6 protein-coding genes are annotated in these 3,229 nt (G+C 34.3%); all 6 read left to right on the top strand.

Translation table 11 applies throughout. From position 1 onward, the window contains the following. A partial coding sequence (locus Q0Y84_RS12265; protein ID WP_297954206.1) for a Rep family protein occupies positions 1 to 408 on the top strand: 408 nt, incomplete at its 5' end. Positions 409 to 546: 138 nt separating this feature from the next. Beyond that, positions 547 to 774: a hypothetical protein gene (locus Q0Y84_RS12260; protein WP_297954203.1), complete on the top strand. Its 228-nt coding sequence runs from the start codon at positions 547 to 549 to the stop codon at positions 772 to 774. Positions 775 to 905: 131 nt separating this feature from the next. Beyond that, positions 906 to 1,187, top strand: coding sequence for a hypothetical protein (locus Q0Y84_RS12255; RefSeq protein ID WP_297954199.1), 282 nt, complete (start codon positions 906 to 908; stop codon positions 1,185 to 1,187). After that, the gene (locus tag Q0Y84_RS12250) at positions 1,180 to 1,794 is read left to right on the top strand and encodes a hypothetical protein (protein ID WP_297954197.1); all 615 of its coding nucleotides are present in this window, start codon (positions 1,180 to 1,182) and stop codon (positions 1,792 to 1,794) included. The genes Q0Y84_RS12255 and Q0Y84_RS12250 overlap by 8 nt, the downstream gene beginning before the upstream one ends. Next, positions 1,791 to 2,474, top strand: a complete 684-nt coding sequence (locus Q0Y84_RS12245) for a hypothetical protein (protein ID WP_297954194.1) — start codon at positions 1,791 to 1,793, stop codon at positions 2,472 to 2,474. The genes Q0Y84_RS12250 and Q0Y84_RS12245 overlap by 4 nt, the downstream gene beginning before the upstream one ends. 471 nt (positions 2,475 to 2,945) lie before the next feature. Then, a partial coding sequence (locus Q0Y84_RS12240) for a Rep family protein (RefSeq protein ID WP_297954192.1) occupies positions 2,946 to 3,229 on the top strand: 284 nt, incomplete at its 3' end.

The following is a 3,229-nucleotide window of genomic DNA, read 5'->3' as shown; positions in this document are numbered from 1 at the left end:
GTTATGTATGATGGTCCAAAATCATATGACCAAATTAAAGCATTGACGGATAAACTTAATTCGCCTATCCCTAAAGCTGTAGCATCTGCGAGAGGACTTGTAAGGTATATGATTCATCTCGACAATCCTGAAAAGTATCAGTACCTTAAATCTGACATTGTTGGACATTGCGGTGCGGATGTAGATTCCTTCTTTGAAATGTCAGCATCTAGTAGGTTAAGCAAATTAAAAGATATTACGGCGTATGTATTAGAAAATCATGTAACGTCATTTTCAGCATTGGTGCAATATGCGATCATGCACGATGATGACTGGTTTACGATCATCGCAGATAAAAATACGCTCTTTCTGAATAAATTAATAGATAGTGAATGGAAATTGGCACATAAGGAAAATTATGAGAAGTAGATTTTAAGCTGGGGGGCAGACTACGACGCCCCCCAGGTGTTCATTGTTCATTGTTCAAAAAAACTGAAAACCATTGGGGCAGTAAGAATTAGGCTAGTTTTTTAAAATAATAAAAAATTTAAAAAATGAGGTGTAAAAATGGAATTAAAAGATATAAAAGGACAACAAGCTATTATTGAACAGTCAAAAATTTATGGAGTGATTAGTGAACAATTGGCGGATAATATTCAAGATTTTAAAAAGCAAATTTTGACACAAACAGATGATGGATCATATGATGATGTTTTATCATTATTGAGTGATTCGCAATCTTTAATATACCAAGCTTCTTCAAAACTAGCTGAAATCGAAGAATTATATAATTAATAAGTGAAAAAGGCTGATTAGTGTCAGTCCTTTTTTGTTTTAAAAAAATTTTTTCAAAAAATAATTTTTTGTTTTAGAAAAAAGTTAAGGTGTTTCGCTACCTTAACTTTTTAAAACTAGGAGGATAAAAAATGGATATTGATGTAATTTTACTCAATTTACTTTTTTTTGATTTCTTGAATGACAAAGGAAATCGAATTAAAGGTGTAAGCGTCAGATTTATTGACCCAAATGATCGGGGTCGGGATAATCAAATTGGCGCTTCAATTCAAAAAATGACTATGTCTGCTGACCAGTGGGATAATTTAAAGGCTCAAAATTTGCAGACATTTTCAAAAGTTAAATTAACTTTTGAGGGATTTGGTCGATCAATGAGATTAATTAAGTTAGAAAAGATTGATGACCATGATTGATAAGTTATATCAAAGGCTTAGACGCCTATATAATGATTTCTTGCATTTTTCTGATTTTGGGAAAATCTTTTCAATTTTAGGATTGATCTTACTTCTGATTTTTATATTTTATTTGATCCAAAAATATTTATTTTTGTTTTTGATTATTTTATTGATTTTTCTGTTTTTTAGAATTTATTTTTGGCAAAATAGTCATCAATTAATTTTTAGAAATAGTTCAAGGTTGGCTGCCAATGTCGTGTTAGAGTCTTACTCTCGCAAAGGATTCATTAAACGGGATATTTTTAAAATGGAAAATTTTAAAAATCAAAATTCTGAGAAAGTATTGAAACCTAATTTAGCGATTTTTGATTTCGAATTTGCTAAATCAGAAGTGGGATTAGATTATGCATCGGATGAAGTATTAACGTATGAAGCTCAAGAAGCTTGGTCATCTTATCTAGTAAATCACGCAGAGCGTTCATCTTTTCAAGTTGCAAGAGCGACTATAATTGATAAGCAAAGTTATTTTATGTTGCGTCTAATTTTTAAACCTAATAAGGAAGTTGAATTGTTGAATCGACGAGAAGTCTATGCTGCCAATGATTGCGATAGTGATTTTTCGTGAACGTAAAAAATTTTTTGATTTGTGAAAACGGAATGCATGTATCAATTGATTTTGATTTAACTCCACATTTACTCGTTAGTGGTCCAACGGGTTCTCATAAGACAACAGCTATGAAATTTTTAATTGGAAAGTTGTGTTTACAGAATCCAAATATTGAATTTGAATTTGCGGACTTTAAAAATTGGGGCGATTGGGATTTTGCAGGTTTAAAATTACGAGATATGAATGATGTAATTGATGATGCGTGTATGGTTCTCCAGACAAGGCAGGGCTGGCATCAAGCTTACTATGATCCGTATGTCTTTGTATTAGATGAATATCCAAGTTTTTTACTTTCGCTTGAAAAAAATGATTTAAAAAAGTATCAATCAGCTGTAGCTCGTTTATTAATGCTTGGGCGAGCCTATAACTTACATGTAGTTATCTTAGCTCAACGCCCTGACGCTTCATTATTTGTTCACGGTGCACGGGATAATTTTGGTTTTCGATTGGCATTAGGAGGTTTATCCGGTGAGGCGAAACGTATGATTTTTCCAAATGACGTTTTACCCCCGGAGTGGCTAAATAATAAGCCAGGTGTAGGTTTGCTTTATCGAGAAGGCTTAGGCGTTAGAAGAGTTAAGTTACCTAGATTTGATTTGCAAAAGTTAGATGATTTTTTAAAGACTTATTTTAAGTAAAAAAGCAATAAGGCGCTGTCCCTACTAATGTAGAGGACAGCGCCTTATTGCTAAGTAGTATTAATATGATTGTTAGCTGGTGGCGTAGCCCGAAGTTAGTTGTCGTAGGTCAAGGGGCATACGCCTAGCTTGCTAGGGCAACCCTTGACCTACAATAATGGGAAAACCCTTTTGATTGGTGAAAAAATCTTTTTTTCACCCGCCTACCGGCTAGGGTTAACGGGATCAAGCGTCCGTACGCTTGCGCCTCGCCGGCGTTAGGCGTTTCGCAAATGTAGAGGTATAATGTTAGAGTAAAATAAAAACCCACTATTATGATTGGCGTCACTAGTGAGTTTCCTTTATCTGCAATTTTTAATCAAGTAATATTATAGCATAGATTGGCGTGCTATTTCTATTTAACGGGTTGAATAGGTGAAGTGGACTCTTTTTCTGTCGCTATTAAGATAGTGGCGGAAAAGGAGATTTTTTATGGCAAGACGAAGAAAAAAGGAAACTGAAAAGACTGAAAAGCCTAAAAGGACACGTAATTGGACGTTTATAGTATATCCTGAGTCGGCACCAGATAATTGGCGCTCGATTATAGACGAAGACCATGTTCAATGGGTGGAGTCTCCGCTCCATGACAAAGATGTAAATCCAGACGGAGAAGTTAAAAAAGCTCATTGGCATATTCTTGTTATGTATGATGGTCCAAAATCATATGACCAAATTAAAGCATTGACGGATAAACTTAATTCGCCTATCCCTAAAGC

The sequence above is a fragment of the uncultured Lactobacillus sp. genome, from assembly GCF_947367125.1.
GTDB lineage: Bacteria > Bacillota > Bacilli > Lactobacillales > Lactobacillaceae > Lactobacillus.
The sequence above is the reverse complement of the archived record's forward strand: the minus strand, read 5'-3'. Positions and strand labels throughout refer to the sequence as shown.